Source organism: Methylobacterium sp. FW306-05-D, assembly GCF_058782155.1.
The window spans coordinates 60,329-82,416 of record NZ_JBYSXL010000011.1 but is presented as its reverse complement, the minus strand read 5'-3'; the positions used below and the strand labels follow the sequence as shown (position 1 = coordinate 82,416).

The window sequence follows — 22,088 nt, the reverse complement described above, 5'->3', positions numbered from 1 at the left end:
CGGGGTGGCGGGGGCCGATCTCCTCGACCTCCTGACCAGCACCCTGTTCGCCTCGCCGGTCTACAAGAACTACGGCGGCCTCATCGCCGCCCGGCGCTACGAGCCGCCGGGCTTCAACCTCAAGCTCGGCGCCAAGGACGTCGGTCTGGCCCTCGCCGCGGCCGGGGCGGCCGGCGTGCCGATGCCCTTCGCCAGCGTGCTGCGCGACAACCTCATCGAGGCGATCGGCCACGGCGATGCCGACAAGGATCTCGCCGCCCTGGCGGAAGTGGCCCGCCGGCGCGGCCGGACGGCCTGACCCGAGGCGCCCGCCGCCTCAGCGGGCGAAGACGAACAGCGACACGCCGACCACCACCGGGACCAGGGCGGCGACGCCGATGAACAGCGGCATGATCCAGCCGCTGCCGTTCTCGGGCGTGGCGGCCGTCCGCGCCTTCGGCGGCGCCGCCTCGGTCCTGCGGGCGAGGGCGATGCGCTCGTGCGAGGGCGCGTTGCCCGCCGCCTCGTCGTCGGTGCCGAGCTGCGACAGGCCGGGATCGTAATGGGCGATCTTGTCGCCGGTCCGGCCGCTGTCGATGTCCGCCTTCAGCATGGCGGTGGTGGGCCGCTCGGAATCGGGCGGCGTCTCGACCGCGAGGTTGCCCGGGGCGGGCGGCGTTTCGGATCGCAAGGTCATCGGGGGCTCCGTGTCGGGGCGCGTATCGGTCGAGGGGGCAACGCGCAATTGGCCTCGCCCGTTCGCCGCCGCCCAGCGATGCAGGCTCAGGACCGGTCGGGGGCGTCGCCCTTCGGCTTCGGGCTCGGGTCCGAGATGTGGCGCAGGGTCTCGGGCGGGGTCGCCGCCCCGACCGCCTCGACGCTGGCGATCGATCCGCCCGAGACGGCATCCCGGCGCGGGACGTCGGAGGCGATCCGGGCCGCTTCCGCCTCCCCGCCCGGGTCCGATCGCAGCGCGTGCTGCAGGCGGTCCGGCAATCCGACGTCCCGGGCCTCGTCCTGGCCCGGATCCTGGCCCAGATCCTGGCCCAGGTCTTGGCCGTTGCGATCGGTGTAGGGGTCGAAGTCGCGCAGGTTCGGGCGGGCGGGAGCGTCGGACGGCTTGCTTGTCTCGGACATCGCGGATCTCCGGGGCAGGGGATCACGGGATGGGAGGGATCACGGGATCCAAGGATCGGGGGACGGCCGGCGTGACGGAATCGCCTCGGCCGGAGACCGCGCGGCGAGGGGCAGCGGCGGCTCGCGCCGGCGCGGTCAGGCGGCGCCGCGGGTCATGAGGCCCGTCCCGACCATACGGTCGGTCGTCTGCGCCGTGACCTGGTTCCGGCCATTGTGCTTGCTGCGGTAGAGCGCGGCATCGGCCCGGGTCACCAGGCTGTCGCTGGTCTCGCCGGGCCGGAACTCCGCGACCCCGAAGGAGCAGGTGCGCGCGCCGGCGACGGGCAGGGGCGTCGCCGCCAAGCGCTGGCGCAGGCGCTCGGCGAGGGCGAGGGCGCCGTCGAGGCCGGTCCCCGGGCAGACGATCAGGAATTCCTCGCCGCCCCAGCGGCCGACGGTGTCGGCGGGGCGCACGCCCTCCGCCAGGACCGCCGCGAGGGCGACGAGCACCCGGTCGCCGACCTTGTGGCCGTGGCGGTCGTTGATCGCCTTGAAGTGGTCCACGTCGGCCAGGATCACGCAGAGCGGGGCGCCCTGCGCCTTTGCCGCCTCCGCCGCGGCCTCGAGGGCAGCGTCGAGCCGGCGCCGGTTGTCGAGGCCGGTGAGCAGATCGGTGTTGGCCAGGCGCTCGAGGTCCCGCGTGCGCTCGGCGACGCGGACCTGCAGCGAGGCGTTCATCTCGCGCAGGTCCTGCATCAGCCGGGCATTCTCCTCGAAGGCGCGGCGCAGGCGCCGGACCATCGTGTTGAGGGTATTCGCCAGGGCATGCAGTTCGTGGCGTCCCCCCGCCGTCAGCATCAGGGGCCGCGCGCCTAGGGTGTCGGCGTCGAGATGCCCCAGGAAGCGGCTGATCTGCGCCAGGGGCCGGCCGACCATGCGGCGGATCACCAGGAAGAAGATCAGCCCGAGCACCAGCGACTTCAGCGCCGAGTTGATCAGGATCACGATCAGGGTGTTCGTGACCTGGTCGATGGCGATGGCGTCGTTCGAGTGGAGCGTCCACGCGCCGGTCGGATAGCGCTGGCCGTCGCGCTCGGTGTGGACCAGGGCGAAGGTGCGGCTGATGGGCCGGCCGTAGCCGGGGTCGACCGGGGTCTCGGTGCCGTCGCGCGCCACCCGCACGGCGCTGCCGTCCGGCCCGATCACGGTTCCGAGGGCCTGGACGCGCCGGCCGCTCTCGTCGCGCACCTCGACGCCGAGCACGGCGGGCAGCTCCGTCATGCCGGTCAGGATGCCGGTGAGCACCGCGGCGTTGAAGCGCCACAGCGCGTCCTCGATCCCGGGACTGAAGGTCCGCTCCATGGCGGACAGGTCCTCCTGCAGGCGATCGCTGGCGCGGCGGTACTCGATCGCCATCTGGACGCCCGTGAGGGCCACCGCCACCACGATGTAGCAGCCGAAGATGACCCGCATCAGCCGGGTCGCGAGGGCGCGGCTGGGGACGGGCGCCTCGGCTCCGGCGGCGGTCTCAGGGCCTGCGGGCTTGGCGCCTGTGGACGTGGCGTCTGTGGGCTTGGCGCCTGCGGGCTTGGGCGTCCGCGAGCGGAGGAGCGGTCTCGACATCCGGGGTGCTACTCGCTCGACAGGAAGGACGCGTCGTAGACGGCCCGGAGCCTGGGCAGGTCCTCCGGCGCGGACCACGCCTCGATGATCCGCCGGTAATCCGGCCTCGTCCGCACCTCCAGGAGGATCGCGTCGATCCGGTCGATGATCTCCCGGCCCCAGGGCGTGCGCGAGCACATCACCCGGCTGAACACCGGCTCCGGGTCCTCGGTCATGGGCAGCCCGACCCAGGGCTTCGGCTCGCCCAGGGCCGCGGCGTAGTAGGCGGCGATGTCGGCGTACTCGACGAGGTAGTCGAGCCGGCCGTTCTGGAACATGCGGAAGGCCTCGTCGAACTCGGAATGCAGCTGCGGCGCCCCCGCGCTGCGCAGGACCGGGTCGATCGCCGGGCCCAGGGAGCGGCTGCGCAGCAGGCTGGTGCGCAGCTCCGGATGGTCCGCGAGCAGGCTGCGCAGGGAGAGGGGGGCGAGGGCCTCGAAGCGGGCGCGCTGCTCCTCCCGGACCATGATGCGCAGGGGATAGAACATGCCGGTGGGACGCGAGAAATACGCGAACCCGTCGCGCTCCGGCGTCCGCACGCCGCCGACGAAGCACCAGTCCGCACCCTGCTTCATGGCGCTGACCACGCGGGGGAAGGGCGCGTTGATGGTGTGATGCCGGTAGTCGCCGAGGCGCTGCGTCAGGATGTGCCGGACCCGATCCGCGACCCCGCCATCGGCTTGCGGGCCGTCGGTGATCATGTAGGGGGCGGCGGTATAGAGCGTCCAGGTCACCTGCTTGGTGGGCGCGGCCGCTTCCTTGGCGGGCGTAGCCGTTTCCCTGGCGGGCGCGGCCGCCTCGCCCGCGCGGGTGCGCGGGACGGGGCCCGGCGTTAGGAGGCATCCCGCGAGCGCCGCGAGGCCCAGGACGATGCGGGGGAACCGGAAGGACCGGATCATCGGAGCGCGGATTCCGCCCGGGCCGTGGCCGAAGCCGGCGGAATGCTTTGCGGGAAGCGGAAGGCGTTGCCCGGGTCCACCTGCCGCTTGATCGCCTGGAGGCGTTCGAGGTTCTCGCCGTAATAGGCCCGCGCCCAGTTCGGAAGGTCGCGGCTTGGGAAGTTCACGTAGGAGCGGGGCGTGACGAAGGTCTGCATCGCCGCGAAGTATTCGGCCAGCCAGGCCTGCTGGCGCGCCACCACGTCCGGCGGGTCGATCGGCGCCCACGAGGTTTCCATCTCGAAGATGAAATCGGCCTCGCGGTGAACGTAGGCGGTGTCGGTCGGACGCTTGTCCTTCACCCGGCCGCCCACCGCGAACAGGATGCCGAGATTGTCCTGGCGCACCGAGCCTCCCGGCCAGCGCGTCATCCAGGCGAGCATGGTCTCCAGGGCCTCGCCGGTGAGGCCGTCCCGCACGTAGCTCGAACGCATGTCGTAGAGCCCGGTCGGATCGTCGGTCGCCAGGTAGTCGCGCGCGCTCCAGTAATCGAGGTGATTGATCTGGGCGAGGTCCGGCTTCAGGATCGAGAAGGCCGGCGCCATGACCTGACGCAGGTCCTCCGGCGTGCCCCAGTAGATCCCGAGCGTCTGCGCCCGCAGGTCGCGCCGGTCCGGAACGCCGGGGTGCGCGGGCGCGATCTTGCTGCGTGTCGAGAGCATGGTGGCGTTGTCGCGCTGGATGCGCTGCAACGCCAGCATCACCTCGACCTGGCGCTCGGCCGGCCAGGCGATGTTGAAGGTCGTGACGTGGCCGACCGGGTCGAGGGCGAAGGTGAAATCCGTGTGCACCCCGAAATTGCCGCCGCCGCCGCCGCGCGCCGCCCAGAACAGGTCGCTGTTCTCGCCGCGGACCTCGCTGGCCCGGCGCAGCAGGCCGTCCGCCGTCACCACCTCGGTGGCGCGGAGGCTGTCGCAGGTCAGGCCGAAATGGGTCGCCGAGAAGCCCCAGCCTCCGCCGAGGACGAGGCCGCTCGTTCCCACCGTCGGGCATCGCCCCGACGGCACGGCGTGGCCGGTGCCCCGAAGCGCGTCGGCCATGTCCTGGTTGCTCGCGCCGCCCGCGACGGTGACGAGGCCGGCCTCCAGGTCCACCGCGACCCGGTTCATCGGCTTGACGTCGATGAGCAGGCCCTCGGTGGTCGAGAAGCCGGCGTAGCTGTGGCCGCCGGAGCGCACGGCGAAGGGCCGGTCCTCCTGGCGCGCCCAGGCGATGCAGGCCTGCACGTCCGCGGGGCTCGCACACATCGCGATCGCGGAGGGACGAACCTCCGCCCAGCGCGCGTTGTTGGGCCAGGCGGCATAGGCGTAGCCGCTGTCCCCGGGGCGCAGCAGGCGCCCGCGCAGATCCCGGCCGAGGGCGTCGAGGCCGCGCACGTCCCGGGCCGTTGTGGCCGAGGGGATCGCGCCAACCGGCATGGCGGCGGCGGCGGCACCGACCTTCAGAAAACGTCGGCGATGGAGACCTTGCGGCATGATCGGCAATCCGGACCCGAATGCGGACCACTGTGCCACCGGAAAGTTCAACGCTGGGTTAACCGAAGCAATAAATCCCCGATACTCCGTCGGTCTACAATTGCACAGTCTAGAACAATCTCATTCACTCCTGCGGGATTGTAGAGATGAAATCGTCATCTTGGCGATTGTTGCACGGGGTTTGCTGTCGGCCTGTGTATTCGGGCGACGACGGGAGCCGCTGATCCAGTAAAGCGGCCGGCGACAGGCCTGGCGGCGGAGGCCATCGGCTGCCGGAATCTGCACGGATCGCCGCCGCATCCGGTGGCGCGGCCCGGCGCCGGCGGGGTCGAGCGGGTTCCGTGGGCGCGCGCCCACGCTTGCGGAAACCCGCTCGCCGGCACAGGACCCCGTCTGGTCCCGCTCCTGCTTCCGAACCGTCGGAACGGACGGGATGGATCGGGACGCCATGCGGGGAAAACTGCCGGACGACGAGACGCGGGCGGAGAGCCGGGACCGGGTGGGCTCGATCTGCCGCTCCCTGCGCCGGGCCATCGTCGAGCGGGCGATCATGCCCGGCGACCGCCTGCCCGAAGATGCGCTGGGCGAGCGCTTCGGCGTCAGCCGCACCATCGCCCGCCAGGCCCTCGGGCAGCTGGCCGGGGAGGGGCTGGTGGAATTGCGGCGCAACCGCATCGCCGTGGTGGCGACTCCGAGCTGGGCGGAGGCGCGGGACACCTTCGACGTGCGCATCAGCCTGGAGCGCCTCGTGGTCGCTCGCCTCGCCGGCCGGCTCACGCCCGACCAGCAGGCGGCGCTCGAGGCCCATATCGGCCGGGAGGAGGCGGCCCAGGGCGGCGCGGACGGGGCCTCGATCCGCCTCGCCACCGAGTTCCACCTGCTGCTCGCGCAGATGACCGGCAGCCCGGTGCTGGAGCGCTACGTGGCCGAGCTCGGCTATCGCTGCGCCCTGGTGCTCTCGCTCTACAGCCGGCCGCATTCCGCCGAGTGCGGCGTGAGCGAGCACCGCGCCCTGGTCGCCGCCCTGGTCGCGGGCGACCCCGAGCGGGCCATGGCGCTGATGGACCACCACCTCGACGCGGTGGCCGAGCGGGCCCGGATCGTCGCGACCCCGCCCCGGGAGCGCGACCTCGGACGCCTGCTCGCGCCCTATGTCGAGCCCGTGGGCGGCTGACGGTCGCTCAGGTGTTCAGGCCGTGCCGGCTGAGGATGCGCTCGGCGCTGTCGTTCCAGACCTCCATGGTCACGATCAGGCCGTCGCGCACCGTGAACCGGTCGACGTAGCGGTTGCCCTCGAAGGGCGTCCCGTCCGGCCATGCGCCGTAGAGCGTGCCGAGGCTGTAGACCGTGGTGACGCCCTCGCCCGGCACCACGTCGAGACGCTCCATGCGCTTCTTCACCCAGGCGTAGCGTCCGGCGTTGAAGGCCGTGACCTCCCGGGGATGGCCGAAGGTGCGCCCGCCCGTGAACACGATGGTGATGCCCGGCGCCATGTAGGTCGCCGCCCGCTCGGGGTCGGGCACCATCGAGGCTTCGAGATAGGCGGTGACGTTGGCGGCGTCGCGGGCGGTGGTGTCGGTCGAATGCGCGGTCATGGCGGGGTCTCCGGGGGCACGCCCCTCCCTGCCGCAAATGCCGCCAAAGTGCATGCAACAAGTGTATGCACTTTGGCGCTTCCGGAGGCAGTGAACCGGGGCGTCGCAAAATTTCCGCAGCAAGTTCAAGGCCGAAGGCACTGGCACGGGGGTTGCGGACCGGAGCGCGAAGCACCCGCCGGAGACACCCCCATGCGCAGCCGTCCGATGCCGCCCCTGACCCGCCGCCTCGCCCTGGGCGCCTGCCTTGCCCTCGCGCTGCCGCTCGCCGGCGCGGCCCGGGCCGAGGAACCGATCCGGATCGGCCTCGTCACGGCGCTGAGCGGGCAGTCGGCCAAGTCCGGGGAGGCGATCTCCCGCGGCATCGGGCTCGCCATCGACGAGATCAACGCCGGCGGCGGCGTGCTCGGCCGGCCCCTGGAGCTGGTGGCGCGGGACGACGAGGCCAATCCGTCGAAGGGCGTGCTCGCCGCCCGCGAGCTGATCCAGCGGGTCGGCGTGGTGGCGCTGGTGGGCGGCCTCGACACGCCGGTCTCGATGGCGCTGGTGCCCATCGCCAACCAGATGAAGGTGCCCTTCCTCGGCCCCTGGGCCGCCGGCACCGGCATCACCCGCAACGGGGCCGCCGACAACTACGCCTTCCGGGTCTCGGCCGTGGACGCCCTGGTGGACGAGGCCCTGGTCGCCTACGCGGTGAAGACGCACGGGGCGAAGAAGCCCGGGATGATCCTGGTCAACAACGCCTGGGGCGAGTCGAACCAGCAGGGCCTGACGGCGGCGCTGAAGGCCGCCGGCCTGCCCGCCGCCGGCATCGAGAAGTACGAGGCCGCCGACCTCGACATGGTGCCCCAGCTCACCCGCCTGCGGGAGGCCGGCGCCGACACCCTGTTCCTCGTCGGCAATGTCGGGCCCTCGGCCCAGGTGGTCAAATCCCTCGACCGGATGGGCTGGAGCGTGCCGGTGGTCTCGCACTGGGGCCCGGCCGGCGGACGCTTCGACGAGCTCGCCGGGCCGAGCGCGGCCAAGGTCCACTTCATCCAGACCTTCACCTTCGCGGGCAACACCAGCCCCAAGGCCCTGGCCGTCCTCGACGCGCTCAAGGCGAAGTACCCGGCGATCAAGTCGATGGCCGACGTCACCCCGGCCGTGGGCATCGCCAACGCCTACGACGCCACCCACCTGCTCGCCCTGGCGATCAAGGCCGCCGGCTCGACCAAGGGACCGGAGGTGCGCGACGGCTTCTACAAGGTCGCGACCTATCCGGGCCTGATCAAGACCTACGACACGCCCTTCGCGCCGGGCCGGCACGACGCCCTCGGGCCCCAGGACTACGTCTTCACCCGCTTCCAGAACGGCGAGATCGTCGCCGTCACGAACTGAGGGCGCCGCGCCGATGCTCACGGGAACCCTCATCACCGGCCTCGGCCTCGGCAGCATGTACGGGCTCGTGGCGCTCGGCTTCCACATCACCTACGCGGTCTCCGGCACCGTGAACTTCGCGCAAGGGAGCGCCGTCACCCTCGGGGCGGTGCTGGGCTACACCCTGGCGGTCACGCTGGGCTGGCCGATGCCGGCGGCGATCCTCGGGCCGCTGCTCGGCTGCGCCCTCCTCGGCCTCACGGTCGAGCGCCTCCTGGTGCGGCCCTTCGTCGAGAAGGGCTCGGAGGCCTGGCTGCTCGCCACCGTGGCGGGCGGCATCGTCCTCGACAACGCGATGCTGTTCACCTTCGGCAAGGAGCCCCGCAGCCTGCCCTCGGCGCTCGCGGTGACGCCGGTGGAGATCCTCGGCACCGGCCTCTACCCGCTCCAGCTCCTGATCCCGGTGGTGGGGCTCTCGGTGGCGGCGGCGATCCAGACACTGTTCCGCCGCACCGATCTCGGCCGGGTGCTGCTGGCGGTGGCGCAGAACGCCGACGCCGCGCGGCTGATGGGCATCGACGTCCGGCGCACGGTGGCCTGCGCCTTCGCGCTCTCGGCGCTGCTGGCCGGGGCCGCCGGCCTCCTCATCGCGCCGCTGTTCTCGGTCTCGGCCGAGATGGGGGCGCTGTTCGGGATCAAGGCCTTCGCGGTGGCGATCCTGGGCGGCATCGGCTCGGCCACCGGCGTGGTGCTGGCGGGCCTGCTCTACGGCCTCGTCGAGGCCGGGGTCACCGCGACCCTCGGCTCCACCTACACCCAGCTCGTGGTCTTCTCGGTGATCATCCTGGCCCTGGCCCTGCGCCCCGACGGGCTCCTCGGCCGCGCGGCGATCAACAAGGTCTGAGCCCGATGCACGCCCTGCGCGCCCCGGCGGCGATGCCGCTGACGATCCTGGCCCTGACCCTGGCGGGCCTCGCCCTGGTGGGGCTGACGGGGGGCTACAGCCACTTCGTGATCGCCCTCGTGGCCCTCACCACCGTCGCCGGGACCGGGCTCAACGTCCTCCTCGGCCTGACCGGGCTGATCTCCTTCGGGCATGCGGGCTTCTACGCCATCGGCGCCTATGCGAGCGCGATCCTCACCGGGGCCGGCCTGAACTTCTGGCTCGCCCTGCCGGCGGCCGGCCTGCTCTCGGGCCTGGTCGGGGCCGGGCTCGCGGTGCCGGCCATGCGGGTGAAGGGCCCCTATCTCGCGATGGTCACCATCGCGTTCGGCTTCATCGTCGAGCACGCCCTGATCGAGGGCGGGTCCCTCACCGGCGGCCAGAACGGCCTCGTGGTCACCGCCGGGCCGAGCCTGTTCGGCTTCCCCTTCGCCGAGCGCGAATTGGCCTTCCTCGCCGTCCTCGGCGCGGGCTTGAGCCTCTACGGCTTCCACCGCCTCGCCCGCAGCCGTCTCGGCCGGGCGATGCGGGCGGTGCGCGACGCCGACGTGGCGGCCGCCTCCCTCGGATTCGACCCGGTGCGGGTGAAGACGCTGGCCTTCGCGATCTCGGCGGCGCTGACGGGCCTCGCCGGAGCGGTGCTGCCGCCCCTGATGCTGTTCATCGCCCCGAGCTCGTTTCCGTTCTCGCAGTCGATCCTGTTCGTGCTCTCCGTGGTGGTCGGCGGCGCCGGCACCGTGCTCGGGCCGCTCCTCGGCGCCCTCGTCACCGTGCTGCTGCCCGAGACGCTGGCCGGGCTCGCCGAGTACCGGCTGCTGTTCTTCGGCCTCGCCACCCTGGTGGTGCTCTGGCTGGTGCCCGCGGGGATCGTCGGCAGCGCCGCCCGGCTGCTGCCGCGGCCGCGGACCGGCGCCCGTCCGGCCGCGATCGATTTCGGCCGGCTCATCGGGCAGCGCGGCGGCGACCCTCTGGTGGTGGAGGGCATCGGCATCCGCTTCGGCGGCATCCGCGCGGCCGAGGGCGTCTCGGTGACGGCGGCGGCCGGGGCGGTGACGAGCCTGATCGGCCCCAACGGCGCCGGCAAGACCACCGTGCTCAACATGGTCTCGGGCTTCTACCGGCCGCAGGCCGGCGCGATCCGGCTCGGCGGCCGCGACCTCGCCGGGGCCCCGGCCCACGCCATCGCCCGGGCCGGCATCGCCCGCACCTACCAGACCACGCGCCTGTTCGGTTCGCTGAGCGTCCTCGACAACGTCGCCCTGGCCTTCGAGCCCGGCCGCCTCCGGCACCCCTCCGGCAAGGGCGACCGCGCCGCCGCCGCGTCCCTCTTGGACTTCGTCGGCTATGCCGGCGACCTCGACCGGCCGGCCGCGGAGCTGCCCCATGTGGACCGCCGCTTGGTGGAGATCGCCCGGGCGCTGGCCGGCCGGCCGCGCATCCTCCTCCTCGACGAACCCGCCGCCGGCCTGACCCGGGCCGACACCGACGCGCTCGGCGGCCTCCTGCGCCGGATCGCCGGGCAGGGCATCGCCGTGGTGCTGGTGGAGCACGACATGCCCCTGGTGATGGGCGTCTCCGACGCCATCCTGGTCATGGATGCCGGCCGCCCGATCGCCCACGGGAATCCGGCCGCGATCCGCCGCGACCCGGCGGTGATCCGCGCCTATCTCGGCGGGGCCGACACGCCCGCGCGGCCCCGTGCCGCCCCCTGGACGCCGCCGGCCGACGCGGTGCTCTCCACCCTGGGCCTCACCGCCGGCTACGGCGCCGCCCCGGTCCTCGACCGCGTCGCCCTCGAGGTTCGCCCCGGCGAGACCGTGGCGCTGCTGGGCGCTAACGGCGCCGGCAAGTCGACGACCCTGCGGGCCCTCGCCGGCCTGCTGCGCCCCGTGGACGGCCGCATCGTCCTGGAGGACCGCAGCATCGCGCAGCTGCCCGCCCACACCATCGCCCGCCTCGGCCTCGCCCTGGTGCCGGAGGGCCGGCAGGTCTTTCCCGAGCTGACCGTGATCGAGAACATCCGCCTCGGGGCGCATGGCCGCAAGGCGCCCATCGACCCGGCCGAGATCGAGGTGCTGCTCACCCGCTTCCCCCGCCTGCGCGACCGGGCCACGAGCCGGGCGGGCCTGCTCTCGGGGGGCGAGCAGCAGATGCTGGCCATCGCCCGCGGGATGATGGCGCAGCCCCGCATCCTCCTCCTCGACGAGCCCTCCCTCGGCCTGGCGCCGGCGATGATCAACGCCCTCTACGCCGTGGTGGCGGACCTGCGCGACCAGGGCGTCACCATCCTGATCGTCGACCAGATGGCGGCCCTGGCCCTGACGGTGGCCGATCGCGGCTACGTGCTGGAGCAGGGCCGCGTCGTCACCGCCGGCACCGCCGCCGAACTCAGCGCCGATGCCGGCCTGGAAGCCGCCTATCTGGGCGCCGCCTGACGGGGGGCCGGGCTGCATCGGCGCATCGCCGACGCCGTTTTCGCGCGCCGGTCTGCGCTGACCCCGGAGGCGGGCCGTCGGGCCGGATTCCAGTCCGTTCCAACCGAGGCGGGGCGGCCTTCGACCGTGTGCGGACGCTGCGAACCTCCGCTTGCCGTCAGGCTGATCGGCCTCGGTTGTCTCGTGTTCCGCTCGGCGTCGAAGCGCGCTGTTCGCGTCCTGCCGAAAAACAGGCGCCCGACAGGGCGCCTGTGAGGTCGATCGGATGGGTCGCTCCGTCGATCGGCGGCGCGGTCAGTTCGCCCGGGCGACTTCGACGAGATTGTCCGAGAACGACGGGGCGTGGCCCATATCGGTGAAGGCCCCCGACGAGATGCTGTTGACGGTGCCTTCGTTGAGCTGGCGCCAGTAGCCCAGCGTCGCGACCACGATCCCGGCTTTGACGTCCTCGGTGATGCGCGCCACGCCCTTGAAGGCGCCGCGGTCGTTGGCGACCTGGACCCGGTCACCATCCCGGATGCCGCGCGCATCGGCGTCGTGCTGGCTGATCATCACGAACTGCTCGCCCTGGCCCTTCTGCTTGTCCTCCATGTTCGCGTAGCAGGAGTTCAGGAAGTAGTGGCTCTTCGGCGAGACGATGTTGAGCGGGAAGCGCTTGGCCAGCTCGGGGTCGTTGGTGTGGGACTCGCGCGGGCCGAGGTAGTCGGGCAGCGGGTCGAGCGCCTCGCCGGGCTGGAAGCCCTCGTACATCTGCCGGAACGGCGGCGCGACGAAGTTCGTGGCCCCTTCGACCATGAACATGCACTTGCCGGTCGGCGTCGGGAAGTTGCCCTCCCGGTGTGGGGCGCGGTCGTCGGGCGTGCCGACCTTGAGGCGCGCGAAGCCGTGCTCGCGCAGGTACGGGAGGTCGATGCCCTCGCAGGCCGGGGCGTCCCAATCGACGTAGTGCTCCAGGCACTCCGTGTCGGTCCACTTGAAGTTCTCTTCCTCGAACCCGAGCCGGGCCGCGAGCCGGCGGAAGATCTCGTTGTTCGGGATCGCCTCACCGGGGGCGTCCGCGCACTTGGTGTTGTAGGTCAGGTAGAGGTGGCCCCAGGACAGGATCATGTCCTCCATCTCCGCGCCCATCGTCGCCGGGAGCACGATGTCGGCATAGGAGGCGGTATCCGAGATGAAGTGCTCGGCCGAGACCATGAACAGGTCCTCGCGCATCAGCCCCTCGACGATCTTGTCGGTCTCGGGCGCCTGGGTGACGGGGTTCGAGTTCCAGCACATCATCGATAGGATCGGCGGATCGAGCTTCAGCTCGCCGGTCAGCGCCCGCCCGATCTGCAGGTTGCTGATGACGCGGGTCCCTTCCGGGATCAGGTCGGGCCGGCACATCACGTCGAACTTGTAGGGATGTTCCCAGACGCCGAATTGCGTGACGCCGCCGCCGACATGGCGCCAGGCGCCCGTCAGGGCCGGAATGGACGACACCGCCCGGATGGTCTGGCCGCCGCCGTAGTGCCGCTCCAAAGCCACGCCCATGCGGATGCCGACCGGCTGCTCGGTCGCCATCTCGCGGGCGAGCTTGCGGATGTCGTCGGCGGAAACGCCGGTGATCCCGGCGGCCCATTCCGGGGTACGCGGAGCAGCCCGCTCCTTCAGTTCCTCGAAGCCGACCGTGTAGTTGTCGACGTAGTCCTGGTCGACGAGGCCCTGTTCGATGATCGAGTTGATCAGCGCCATGGCGAGCGCGCCGTCCGTGCCGGGCTTCGGCGCGATGTGCCAGTCGGCGGCCTTGGCGGTGCGCGAGGCATAGGCGTCGATGACGACGACCTTGGCACCCTTCTTCTGGGCGTCCTTGACGATGGCCCAGTGGTGCAGGTTGGTGCTGACCGAGTTGCAGGCCCAGATCACGATGTACTTGGAGTGGATGTAGCTGTCCGGGTCGAGGCCCGCCGTCGGGCCGACGGTGAGGAGCCAGGCGGTGCACGAGCCCTCGCCGCAGAAGGTGCGCTCGGTCACGGTGGCGCCCAGGCGGTTGAAGAAGGCGTCGCCGCCGTTCAGCCCGTGCACCAGGCCCTGGTTGCCGAGGTAGCTGTAGGGCGCGATGGCCTGCGGCCCGTACTGGTCGATGATCGCCTTCCAGCGCGACACGATGGTGTCGAGGGCTTCGTCCCAGGTGATGCGCTCGAACTGCTTCGAGCCCTTCGGCCCGACCCGCTTCATCGGGTAGAGCAGCCGGTCGGGGTGGTAGTGGCGCTTCTCGTAGTCCTTGAGCTTCACGCAGAGGCCGCCCCGGGTCATCGGGTGGTCCGGGTTGCCGCGGACGCCGAGCAGTTCGCCGTCCTTGACCTCGAACAGCATCGAGCAGGTATCCGGGCAATCGTGCGGGCAGCCGCCGAAGAAGGTCTCGGTCAGGCTCTCGGCCTCGGCGACCAGCAGGGAGTCGGGCTTGACGATCTCGTTCATGTTTCCTCCACGGCCGAGCGTCTCGCTTTATTGTTCTAGCGGGCCGGCCCGGCGCACCGGCAGGATGCACGTAAGTGCGAACAATTCCAAATTCCGATCTCGGGTCGAGGGTCGCACCGGCCTGCGTTCGGAGCGCCAGCCGATGTCTTGCGGCGCCTGCGTTGCGCCAGCCGGCGTTCGGGACCACGACGGCGCGGTAGACCTCGGCCGCCGCGATCCCTCGCCGGCCCGAGTGGAGCCGGGGCCTGCGACCGGCGGGTGTCGACAGCGGACCGACGCCTGTCAGCCTTTCGGATTGATCTTCGGACGGCGGCCGGGCGACGCAGGAAGCGCCCTCGGCCCGAGCAGAGCGCACCCGCGAACGCCAAGGGCTCGGCCCAGCCGCCGTCAGACCGCTCACCCCACCCCGCGGGCGACCTCCTCGCGGAGCAGCGCCTCGGCGCGGGTGCGGGCGCGCGCCCAGCGCCGGCATTCGCGGCGCGCATCCGACAGGGCGCGGTGCTCCGAGGCCGGATCGTCCCGCGCGTCCTGGCGCAAAGAGGCCATGAGCTTGCCCGCCAGGGCGTCGCGCGTGGTCGGGGCGAGGCCGCCCGCCGCCAGGACGTCGAGGATCGCGCGGCGCTGCGCCTCCGCCGTGGCCTTCAGCCGGAGGGCGTGGCGCGGCAGGCCGGCCGCGCGCAGGAGCCGGCTCAGCCATTGGCCGTCCCAGGAGGGCGCCGAGGCGTAGAGCGCCACGTCGCGCAGGGCCGTGAGCATGTGCAGGGCCACCCAGTCGTGGGCGATTCCCTCCCGCACCAGGCGCTCCCGGGCGAGCCCGTGCACCGCCTCGGCCTCGGGCGCCCAGTCGGTCCAGCCCGGGGCCGGGCGGATCAGGAAGCTTTCCGAACCGCCCTCGGGAAACACCCACGCGACCTCGATCGGGTAGCTGGTCCTGGCGAGGGAGGACGCCTCGAAATCCAGGAAGGCGATGCGGCTCAAGGCGGGACCCTCGGGGCGGAAACCGGCTCGGGATGGGAAAAGAAGCGACGTCGGGCAACAAACCGGCGCAAAGCCGAGTTCCGGCTTCGACGAATCGCGAAGGACCCCGGGTGAGCGACGCAACACCGATCTCGATGCCCGCGCGCGGGACGCGCCGCTGGCTCGCCGACTCCGCCCCCACCCCGCTCACGCGCTTCCCCCCCGCGAGACCCGTCCTCCCGATCGGCCGGATCTCGGCCGCCCTGGCCGCGCCGCATCCGGCGCTCTGGGGCCTCGCCCTGGCGGTGGCCCTCCTCGACGCGGTGTGGCTGCGCCGGGCCGGGATCGCCCTGGCGCCCGCCGGCTTCGGCCTGGCGGCGGGCCTCGTGGCGGCGCTCCTCGCCCTCGCGGTCCTGTTCGGGCCGATCCTGTCCGAGCCCAAGCTGCGGGCCATGGCGCTGGCGAGCGCCAGCCTGATCGCCGTGACCGTGCCGCTCGCGGTGCTGCACTACCTCACCGCGACCTGGGCCCTGCCGCTGGCCGATGCGCGGCTGGCGCGGGCCGAGGCCGCCCTCGGCTTCGACTGGCCGGCCTATCTCGCCGCCCTGCAGGCGCATCCGCGCCTCGCCTGGTGGCTGGCCCTCGCCTACCACACCAGCGGTCCGCAGGTCGGGCTCACGGTGATCGCGCTCAGCGCCACCCTCCGGGTCGGCCGGCTCTGGGCCTATGTGCGGATGTTCGCGGTGCTGCTCCTCACGGTCGTGCTCGTCGCCGCCCTGGTGCCGGCCGCCGGCCCCTTCGTGCGGTACGGCCTCGTCACCGTGCCGGACGGGTCGATCGAGACCCTGGGCGCCCTCTGGCACCTCGACGCCCTGGAGCACCTGCGCGCCGGCACCCTGCCGATTCTGGCCCTGGAGGACATCCGCGGTCTCGTGACCTTTCCCTCCTTCCACGTCTGCCTCGCGGTGCTGACCGCCTGGGCGCTGGCGCCGATCCCGATCCTCGGCCCCCTGGCGATCGCCCTCAACGCCGTCGTCGTCGTGGCGACCCTCGGGGCCGGCGGGCATTACCTGCCCGACCTCCTCGCCGGCTTCGTGCTCTCGGTCGCGGTCATCGGCGGACGCGCGATCCTGCGGGGGCGCCGCGCCCGGCCATCGGGCCGCAGGCCCGAACCTGCCCCGTGCGGGTCGCGTTATCCGGGATGAGGGCGCGGGACACGGTCCGTGCGCCCCCGTCCCCGAGTAGCCCCAGCCCGAGTGGCCCCATCCCGGAGAGGATCGACATGCGCCGTCCCAGCCTCGGATTCGCGGCGGCCCTGGCCTGTGCCGGGGTCTGCGCCCTGCCGCTGCCGGCCGCCGCCCAGAGCACCGGCTACGTCACCGGTTTTCCCGGCAAGGACCCGGCCGGCGACGACGAGATCGGCTGGGGTCCGGCCTATCGCCCCGAGACCAGCTTCTCGCAGCCGGGCACGCCGCCGACCCCGGGCGATTTCGCCGGAGCCGCCTACCGGGCGCGCACGGGGCGCGGCCCCTACGACGCCGTGCAGGGGATCGGGCCGGGACAGCGATACGGCCTGCGCGGCGCCCGCTTCGCGCCGGACGACGCGGTCGAGGCCCCGCCGCGTCGGCGCCACCGCGCCGCCCGCCACCACACGGCCCGGGGACGGCACGCCGACCGCTGAGAGTCCCGCCGGAGGGCTGGACATCAGGACCGGCATGATTTGCCTTGTGGGGCGCGGCGCCCCACCTCGTGACCAGAGCCGGCCGCCGCGCCGCATACGGGACCCAAGCCCTCGATGACAGCCGCCATCCCCTTCGCCAACACCTATGCCCGCCTGCCGGAGCACTTCTTCGCGTCGGTCGATCCCACGCCCGTGGCGGCGCCGCGGCTGATCCGGGTCAACCGGGACCTCGCCGCCGAACTCGGGATCGACGCCGCCTGGCTCGAGAGCCCGGAGGGCGTCGCCGTGCTGGCGGGCAACCGGGTGCCGGAGGGCGCCGAGCCCCTGGCCATGGCCTATGCCGGCCACCAGTTCGGCAACCGGGTGCCGCAGCTCGGGGACGGGCGGGCGATCCTGCTCGGCGAGGTCGTCGGGCGCGACGGCCTGCGCCGCGACATCCAGCTGAAGGGGTCGGGCCCGACGCCGTTCTCCCGGCGGGGCGACGGCCGTGCCGCCCTCGGGCCGGTCCTGCGCGAATACGTGGTCAGCGAGGCCATGACGGCGCTCGGTATCCCCAGCACCCGGGCCCTGGCGGCGGTGCTCACCGGGGATTCGGTGATGCGCGAGACGGTTCTGCCCGGCGGGGTCCTGACCCGGGTCGCCGCCAGCCATATCCGCGTCGGCACCTTCCAGTACTTCGCCATGCGGGGCGACGTGGACGGCGTGCGGGCGCTGGCCGACCACGTCATCGGCCGGCACGACCCCGACCTGGCGGAGGCCCCGAACCCCTACGCCGCCCTGCTGACCCGGGTGGTCGAGCGCCAGGCCGACCTCGTCGCCCGCTGGCTCCTCGTGGGCTTCATCCACGGGGTGATGAACACCGACAACTGCGCGGTCTCCGGCGAGACCATCGATTTCGGCCCCTGCGCCTTCCTCGACGCCTACGACCCCTCGGCCGTGTTCAGCGCCATCGACGAGCACGGCCGCTACGCCTACGGCAACCAGCCGGGCATCCTGCACTGGAACCTGACGCGGTTCGCCGAGGCGCTGCTGCCCCTGCTGGCCCACGAGCCCGAGGCGGGCATCGCCGTGGCGCAGGATGGCCTCGCCGCCTTCGGGCCCCGGTTCGAGGCGGCCTATTACGGCGGCCTCCGGGCCAAGCTCGGCCTCACCACGGACCAGGACGCGGACGGCGAACTCGGCCGCGCCCTGCTGGAGGCGATGCAGGCCGGAGGCGCCGACTTCACCCTGACCTTCCGGCGCCTCGGGCAGGCCGCCCTGGGCCCGGAGAACGACGGACCGGTGCGCGACCTGTTCGACGACTCCACCGTATACGACGCCTGGGCGACCCGCTGGCGGGCGCGGCTCGCCGCCGAGCCGCTGGACCCGGCCGCGCGCCGGGCGGCGATGGACCGGGTCAACCCGGCCTTCATCCCGCGCAATCACCGGGTCGAGGCGGTGATCCAGGCGGCGATCGCCCGCGACGACTTCGCGCCGTTCCACGAACTCGTGACGGTTCTGGCCCGGCCCTACGACGACCAGCCCGCCTTCGCGGCCTATGCCGAGCCGCCCCAGCCGCACGAGCGGGTGCTGCAGACCTTCTGCGGGACCTGATCCGAACCGGCTCCGCACGGGCCACGCGAAGACCGGGCGGGGCGATAGGGCCGAGGGCCGAGCCGGATCGGTTCTCCCCAAGCCACAGGGGAACGCGGCTTGGCTTTCGGCATTTCTGGTATACTGTATTTCACTGACCAGTGTCAGCGCATGCCAGGGGTGTCCCGATGAACCAGACCCTGAAGCCCGACCGTCCGATCTGGCCCTCCGTCCCGGACGACGTCCCGCCGCCCCGGACCAGCCGGCCGGAGGCCCCGGCCCCCGAGATCGATCCTACGCACCTCGAGCCGCCCCAGGCCGACGAGGCCGCGAGCCAGCGCGTCGGGTTCGAGGGCTTCGGCTCGTTCTCGGGCTGAGCGCGCCGTCTCACGCCAGGGAGACGACCGGTTGCTCCGACGCCGCGACGCCCTCGGTCCAGTCCACTGCGAAGAGCTGCATGTCGCGGGTGTCCCGGCAATCCGACGGCGGCATCCCTGAGAGCTGCAGCGACGCCCGGGTGGCGGGGGCGAGGAGGCGGATCACCTCGTCCGAGGCCGCCAGGGTCAGGTCGGCGGCCTTGGCTCGGGCCTCGATCCGCGCGAGGCGGTTCATCGCCGTGCCCAGCACCGTGAACTCGGCCCGGTGGCCATCGTCGAACACCCCGACCAGCACCTCGCCGGCATGCAGCGCCATGGTGATGCGCAACTCGGGGCGCCCGTCCCGGCGCCGGTCCCCGTTCAGGGTCACAAGGCGTGCGACGATGGTCCGAGCGCAGGCCAGCATCGCCTCGGCCTGGGCCTGCGGCCGACCGACGATGAACTGCGCCAGGATGCCGTCGCCCACGTACTTGTCGACGATGCCGCCGTGCTCGCTCACCGCCACATGGGTCAGGGCGCGGATATCGAGCAGGGCCCGCACCACCTCCTCCTGAGCCTGATCTCGGGAGAAGGCCGAGAAGCCGCGCAGGTCGAGACCGAACAGACCCGCATGGCGGGACTGGACCGCGCCGACCCCGCCGCCGCTCTCGGCGAGGTCTCCCGCCACCCGCCGCGGCACGAAGCGCGCGAGGCTGGTGCGCTCCCGCTCCATCCGCAGGGCGGTCGTCACCGCCATCTGCAGGCGGCGGACGCCGTCGATCACCACCAGGCTCGCGGCCAGGAAGGTCAGGAGGCCCGGCACCTCTTCCTCCAGGGTGACGTGCGGGCCGAGAAGGGCACTCTCGGGGGCGAGGTAGGCGACCAGGATGGTGGTGCCCCAGGCGAGGCTCACCAGTCCGGAAAAGACGACGGTGTGCCAGACCCGCATGCTCAGGCCGGTCTGGAGCAGGAGGAGGAAGGCCGGCAGCCGGCTCACCGCGGTGGCGGTCTCCTCGGTCTCCACGGCGCCGATCAGCATGTGCTCGACGATGAGGAACAGCGCGACGCCGGCATTCAGCAGGGTCGCGGTCCAGGCCAGCCATTCCGTCCCGGGCTCCGCCCCGCCGTCGCTCCGGGACGCGCGCCAATCGGCGATTCCGAGGCCGAGGGAGAACACCGCGTAGATCCCGAGGCCGATCCAGTGATGAGCGGAATGGCTCGAGCCGTCGTAGCCCTGGGCGGTGGCCAGGAGCACCAGGACGATGATGAAGTAGAGCACCAGGGAGCGGCGGCCCGAGGCGGCCTGGAGCCGTCGCAGGATGGTGGGATCGCCGTCGTTGGGACGGCGACGGGAGGGCAGGCGCATGTCTTCGGCCGTCGGTGAGTGGGCGTGGCTCCTTACCATGCCGGGCCGCCGGCGCAGCGGCGGCGATTCGCCGTGGCTCAGAGCGCCCCTTCGCGGATGGCGCCGGGGTCGGCCAGGGCGTGAAGCAGGCGCGCGGCGCTGTGGGCGAAGCGCAGGGTGACGGCCTTGCGCCGGGGGCCGCTCAGGGGGTGGTCCGCCGGGTCGCGCAGGATCGCGGCGCCGAAGGCATCGGCGACGATGAGACCGGCATCCTCCGGGGTCAGGGTGGTGGAGAGCGTCTCGGGGATCGCGAAGTAGAAGCGGTCGCAGTAATCCCGGTAGTCCGGCCATTTCCGGTCGGCCCGGAAGTCGGCGACGCTCGACTTGATCTCCACGATGGTCAGGCGTCCGGCCGGGCACAGGGCGATGACGTCGGCGCGCCGTCCGTTCGCCAGGGAGAATTCCGGGATGGTGACGTGGCCGAGTTCGGCGAACAGGCGCCGGACGCCGCGCTGGACCTGGAGCGCGGTGGCCGACTGGCGCCGGTCGGGCGGGAGGATCACGGACGCGAGGGCTGCGGACATACGGCTCTGATGCATCGGAACGACGTCCCGAATCGGGACGCCGCCCAGGAAACCAGCCGCGGCACGGCTTGTCACCTGCGACCCCTTTGCCGCCGCCAGACGGGTGCGCGAGCCGGGCGCGCGGCTCCGTCTTGGCGGGCTCCCAGCGCGCCGGCGGAATCCCGATCCTCTGCCGGCGTGGTGAGGGCGTTCAGGCCCCGGTCCCCGGGGCGTCCCGCAGGGCGGCGCGGATCGCGTCGAATCCATCCGTGAGGGCGGCGGGCCCCGGCTGCAGGATGAGCGGCGACTTGATCTCGTGGATGCGCCCCGCGGCCACCGCCGGGATCGCGTCCCAGCCCGGGCGGGCCCGGATGCGCTCGCGGTTCACGCGCTTGCCGCACCAGGAGGCGATGATCACGTCGGGCCGCGCCGCGATCACGGCCTCCGGGCTCACGATCCGGTCCCGGGCCGCCGCCTGTCGGCTGCGTTCGGGGAAGACGTCGTCGCCGCCGGCCGCCGCGATGAGATCCGAGACCCAGCCGATGCCGGAGATCAGCGGCGCGTCCCATTCCTCGAAATAGACGCGCGGACGCGGCTGCCCGGCGCTCTCCGCGGCCGCCTGGGCGATCCGCTCGGCGAGGCGCGTCGCCAGGGCCTCGGCCTCGGCCGGCACGCCGGTCAGGGCGCCCACGGTCCGGATCATCGCGAAGCAGCCGGCGAGGTCGCGCTGGTTGAACAGGTGCACGGCGACGCCGGCCCGGGCGAGGTCGGCCACGATCTCGGCCTGGAGGTCGGAGAAGGCGAGGACGAGGTCGGGGGCGAGGGCCAGGATCTTGGGGAGGTCGGCGCTGGTGAAGGCCGAGACCCGCGGCTTCTCCCGCCGGACCCGGGCCGGGCGCACCGCGTAGCCCGACACGCCGACGATGCGGCCCTCCTGGCCGAGCAGGTAGAGCGTCTCGACGGTCTCCTCCGTCAGGCAGACGATGCGCTCGGGCGGAAACCGGCGCACGGCGCCTCAGCCCTTCAGGTAGCCGAGGAGCCCGGCCCCCGGCGCCAGCATGAGGAAGGCCCAGGCCAGGGCCGAGGTGACGTTGGCGACCTGGAACGGCAGGCGCTTCACGCCGAACACCCCGGCGATCAGCGGCACCACGGCCCGGGCCGGCCCGATGAAGCGCCCGATCAGGATGCCGCCCGCTCCCCACTTGCGGCAGAATTCCTCGGCGCGGGCGACGATGGCGGGATAGCGCCGCATCGGCCACATCTGCTTGGCACCCTCCTTGTAGTAGTGCCCGAACTCGTAGGAGACCCAGTCGCCGAGCGCCGCCCCGAGGGCGCCCGCGAGCATCACCGGCCAGAACGGGATGCCGATCGAGCCCATCAGCGCCCCGATGCCGAGGAGCAGGAAGGTGGCGGGCACCAGCAGCGACAGGAAGGCCAGGGATTCGCAGAAGGCGAGCACGCCGACGATGAGCGGCGTCCAGCCCTGGTTCGCCTCGACGAAGGCGAGGGTGCTGGTGCGGATTGCGTCGAAGTCCATGGATCTCGCTCAAGGTTCGGTCCCTCGCTGTGACCGAGGGGGCGCATCGGGGCAAGCGCGCGGGGCGCCCGTGGGGGTGCGTCGGACCGGAAAACCGGGTTAAGGGCTGGCGCCACCG

Annotated in this window: 21 protein-coding genes; 9 read left to right on the top strand and 12 right to left on the bottom strand. The window is 72.6% G+C overall.

Going from position 1 to position 22,088, the window contains the following annotated elements:
• Positions 1-298 (top strand): NAD-binding protein (locus AC3WLN_RS06715; RefSeq protein WP_492480277.1); only part of this gene is annotated, 298 nt, incomplete at its 5' end.
• 18 nt (positions 299-316) lie between these two features.
• Here AC3WLN_RS06715 and AC3WLN_RS06710 read toward each other — a convergent pair.
• The 5 genes from AC3WLN_RS06710 to AC3WLN_RS06690 form a co-directional block, all read right to left on the bottom strand.
• Positions 317-676 carry a hypothetical protein gene (locus AC3WLN_RS06710; RefSeq protein ID WP_492480276.1) on the bottom strand — a complete coding sequence of 120 codons (360 nt, stop codon included), beginning with the start codon at positions 674-676 and terminating at the stop codon, positions 317-319.
• A gap of 86 nt (positions 677-762) precedes the next feature.
• Complete coding sequence (locus AC3WLN_RS06705; protein ID WP_492480275.1) at positions 763-1,116, bottom strand: hypothetical protein; 354 nt, start codon at positions 1,114-1,116, stop codon at positions 763-765.
• A 135-nt stretch (positions 1,117-1,251) separates the two neighbouring features.
• A complete protein-coding gene (locus tag AC3WLN_RS06700) occupies positions 1,252-2,718 on the bottom strand; it encodes a diguanylate cyclase (RefSeq protein WP_492480274.1) in 1,467 nt (488 codons plus the stop codon).
• A gap of 8 nt (positions 2,719-2,726) precedes the next feature.
• Positions 2,727-3,656 (bottom strand): hypothetical protein, encoded by a 930-nt coding sequence (locus tag AC3WLN_RS06695; protein ID WP_492480273.1) that lies wholly within the window; start codon positions 3,654-3,656, stop codon positions 2,727-2,729.
• Positions 3,653-5,170 carry an FAD-binding oxidoreductase gene (locus AC3WLN_RS06690; RefSeq protein WP_492480272.1) on the bottom strand — a complete coding sequence of 506 codons (1,518 nt, stop codon included), beginning with the start codon at positions 5,168-5,170 and terminating at the stop codon, positions 3,653-3,655. Before AC3WLN_RS06690 ends, AC3WLN_RS06695 begins: the two co-directional genes overlap by 4 nt.
• A gap of 448 nt (positions 5,171-5,618) precedes the next feature.
• Between AC3WLN_RS06690 and AC3WLN_RS06685 the strand changes: the two genes are divergently transcribed.
• The gene (locus tag AC3WLN_RS06685) at positions 5,619-6,344 is read left to right on the top strand and encodes a GntR family transcriptional regulator (protein WP_492480271.1); all 726 of its coding nucleotides are present in this window, start codon (positions 5,619-5,621) and stop codon (positions 6,342-6,344) included.
• Positions 6,345-6,351: 7 nt separating this feature from the next.
• Here the strand turns inward: AC3WLN_RS06685 and AC3WLN_RS06680 are convergent, their stop codons facing one another.
• Positions 6,352-6,765: a nuclear transport factor 2 family protein gene (locus AC3WLN_RS06680; RefSeq protein ID WP_492480270.1), complete on the bottom strand. Its 414-nt coding sequence runs from the start codon at positions 6,763-6,765 to the stop codon at positions 6,352-6,354.
• 192 nt (positions 6,766-6,957) lie between these two features.
• Between AC3WLN_RS06680 and AC3WLN_RS06675 the strand changes: the two genes are divergently transcribed.
• The 3 genes from AC3WLN_RS06675 to AC3WLN_RS06665 are packed head-to-tail and all read left to right on the top strand — an operon-like array spanning position 6,958 to position 11,502.
• Positions 6,958-8,145, top strand: coding sequence for an ABC transporter substrate-binding protein (locus tag AC3WLN_RS06675; protein ID WP_492480269.1), 1,188 nt, complete (start codon positions 6,958-6,960; stop codon positions 8,143-8,145).
• Between the two features lie 13 nt (positions 8,146-8,158).
• Positions 8,159-9,028, top strand: a complete 870-nt coding sequence (locus AC3WLN_RS06670; protein WP_492480268.1) for a branched-chain amino acid ABC transporter permease — start codon at positions 8,159-8,161, stop codon at positions 9,026-9,028.
• A gap of 5 nt (positions 9,029-9,033) precedes the next feature.
• A complete protein-coding gene (locus AC3WLN_RS06665) occupies positions 9,034-11,502 on the top strand; it encodes a branched-chain amino acid ABC transporter ATP-binding protein/permease (protein ID WP_492480267.1) in 2,469 nt (822 codons plus the stop codon).
• 294 nt (positions 11,503-11,796) lie between these two features.
• Here AC3WLN_RS06665 and AC3WLN_RS06660 read toward each other — a convergent pair whose 3' ends face one another.
• On the bottom strand, positions 11,797-13,959 hold the full coding sequence (locus tag AC3WLN_RS06660) for a molybdopterin-containing oxidoreductase family protein (protein WP_492480266.1): 2,163 nt from the start codon (positions 13,957-13,959) through the stop codon (positions 11,797-11,799).
• A 396-nt stretch (positions 13,960-14,355) separates the two neighbouring features.
• Positions 14,356-14,937, bottom strand: coding sequence for a 3'-5' exonuclease (locus tag AC3WLN_RS06655; protein ID WP_492480265.1), 582 nt, complete (start codon positions 14,935-14,937; stop codon positions 14,356-14,358).
• 110 nt (positions 14,938-15,047) lie between these two features.
• Between AC3WLN_RS06655 and AC3WLN_RS06650 the strand changes: the two genes are divergently transcribed.
• From AC3WLN_RS06650 to AC3WLN_RS06635, 4 genes are all read left to right on the top strand, one after another.
• Entirely contained in the window at positions 15,048-16,121 is a 1,074-nt protein-coding gene (locus AC3WLN_RS06650) for a phosphatase PAP2 family protein (protein WP_492480264.1), read from the top strand.
• A gap of 77 nt (positions 16,122-16,198) precedes the next feature.
• Positions 16,199-16,597 (top strand): hypothetical protein, encoded by a 399-nt coding sequence (locus AC3WLN_RS06645; RefSeq protein WP_492480263.1) that lies wholly within the window; start codon positions 16,199-16,201, stop codon positions 16,595-16,597.
• Positions 16,598-16,711: 114 nt separating this feature from the next.
• Positions 16,712-18,190 carry a protein adenylyltransferase SelO gene (locus AC3WLN_RS06640; protein ID WP_492480262.1) on the top strand — a complete coding sequence of 493 codons (1,479 nt, stop codon included), beginning with the start codon at positions 16,712-16,714 and terminating at the stop codon, positions 18,188-18,190.
• 167 nt (positions 18,191-18,357) lie between these two features.
• On the top strand, positions 18,358-18,546 hold the full coding sequence (locus AC3WLN_RS06635) for a hypothetical protein (protein WP_492480261.1): 189 nt from the start codon (positions 18,358-18,360) through the stop codon (positions 18,544-18,546).
• Between the two features lie 10 nt (positions 18,547-18,556).
• Here AC3WLN_RS06635 and AC3WLN_RS06630 read toward each other — a convergent pair whose 3' ends face one another.
• The 4 genes from AC3WLN_RS06630 to AC3WLN_RS06615 form a co-directional block, all read right to left on the bottom strand.
• Positions 18,557-19,891 (bottom strand): adenylate/guanylate cyclase domain-containing protein, encoded by a 1,335-nt coding sequence (locus tag AC3WLN_RS06630; protein WP_492480260.1) that lies wholly within the window; start codon positions 19,889-19,891, stop codon positions 18,557-18,559.
• Positions 19,892-19,968: 77 nt separating this feature from the next.
• Positions 19,969-20,454, bottom strand: coding sequence for an MmcB family DNA repair protein (locus tag AC3WLN_RS06625; protein ID WP_056477827.1), 486 nt, complete (start codon positions 20,452-20,454; stop codon positions 19,969-19,971).
• Positions 20,455-20,644: 190 nt separating this feature from the next.
• Positions 20,645-21,442 carry a cobalamin-binding protein gene (locus AC3WLN_RS06620; RefSeq protein ID WP_492480259.1) on the bottom strand — a complete coding sequence of 266 codons (798 nt, stop codon included), beginning with the start codon at positions 21,440-21,442 and terminating at the stop codon, positions 20,645-20,647.
• A 6-nt stretch (positions 21,443-21,448) separates the two neighbouring features.
• Complete coding sequence (locus tag AC3WLN_RS06615) at positions 21,449-21,970, bottom strand: DedA family protein (protein ID WP_492480258.1); 522 nt, start codon at positions 21,968-21,970, stop codon at positions 21,449-21,451.
• Positions 21,971-22,088: the final 118 nt, after the last annotated feature.